General features: G+C 73.5%; 1 protein-coding gene. It reads right to left on the reverse strand.

Features of this window, described 5'->3' with window-relative positions:
- Nucleotides 1-171 precede the first annotated feature (171 nt).
- A partial coding sequence (locus J0695_RS36565; protein ID WP_206969073.1) for an acyl-CoA synthetase family protein occupies nt 172-847 on the reverse strand: 676 nt, incomplete at its 5' end.

An 847-nucleotide genomic window follows, 5' to 3' on the forward strand; every position in this document is an offset into this window, starting at 1 on the left:
GAGGCCTTCGTGCACGGGATGCACTACGCGTCGGTCGGCGGGGCCGCGGTCCTGGTGGCGGGTGCGGTGCTGTCGGTGACGATGCTGCGCCGGAGCTGCACCGCTCCCGCTCCGGTGGAGCAGGTGACCCAGGCCGCGTAAGCGCCGTACGTACGGAGGAAGGGCCGGCCGTCACCCGACGGCCGGCCCTTCGGCGTCAACTGGCCCCGCCACCAGGCCGTCCCGTCCGTGCGCCCGGAACTCCGCCCGCAGCCCGTCCACATCCGCCTCGGTGAGACGGCGGTACGTGCCCTCCTGCGACCACCACACCTCGTCGGCGCACCCCGCGAAGCCTTCTCTCCGCAGCGCGACCCGGTGCACCTTGTTCGTCGCCGTCACCGGCATGGACGCCACCACCCGTACGAACCGGGGCGCCATCTTCGTCCCCAAGTCGGGCTGCGCACGCAGGAATTCGGCGAACGCGTCCGGGTCGAAGACCGCCCCGTCCCGGAGCGCCACCGCCGCCATCNNCGCTCCGTCCCACCGGGCCAGGATGTTCTCGATCATCGCCGCCGCGAGGTTCTCGCTGTCGACCCGCAGTCGGTCGTCCGTACGGCCCGCGAAGTACAGGAACCCCTCGGTGTCCCGGTAGAAGAGGTCCCCGGTCCAGTACCAGCCGCCCCGCCGACGCGCCGCGTCCGCCGTCTCGTTGCGCCAGTACCCCTCGAAGGGGTTCGGTCCCTGGTTGACCAACTCCCCTATCGCCGCGGCCCCGTTGAGCAGCCGCCCGCCGGGGCCGAAGGCCGCCGCCGCCCGCTCCTCCAGCGTCTCGGGGTCGACGACCGCCAGCCGGTCCCCCGGCGCCGCC

This window comes from Streptomyces beijiangensis, assembly GCF_017315755.1.
Classification (GTDB): domain Bacteria; phylum Actinomycetota; class Actinomycetes; order Streptomycetales; family Streptomycetaceae; genus Streptomyces; species Streptomyces beijiangensis.